Origin of the sequence: Chromohalobacter sp. HP20-39, assembly GCF_033052815.1 — a bacterium.
Lineage (GTDB): Bacteria > Pseudomonadota > Gammaproteobacteria > Pseudomonadales > Halomonadaceae > Chromohalobacter.
In genome coordinates this window covers 1-232 of sequence record NZ_JAWHTP010001223.1, presented here as the reverse complement: position 1 = coordinate 232, position 232 = coordinate 1, and the positions used below count along the sequence as shown (strand labels likewise).

General features: G+C 63.4%; 1 protein-coding gene. It reads right to left on the bottom strand.

Features of this window, described 5'->3' with window-relative positions:
* Positions 1-232 (bottom strand): phosphomethylpyrimidine synthase ThiC (locus RVY79_RS21785; protein ID WP_317466707.1); only part of this gene is annotated, 232 nt, incomplete at both ends.

The window sequence follows — 232 nt, the reverse complement described above, 5'->3', positions numbered from 1 at the left end:
GGCCGTCGCCAATCGAGAATGCGATGTCGTACTGCGCGAAGATCTCGCACAGCTCGTCGAAATTCTCGTAGAGGAAGGACTCCTTGTGGTGCGCGAGGCACCAGCCGGCCATGATGGAGCCGCCGCGGGAGACGATGCCGGTGACGCGCTTGGAGGTCAGCGGGACATACGGCAAGCGCACACCCGCGTGGACAGTCATGTAGTCGACGCCCTGCTCAGCCTGCTCGATGAC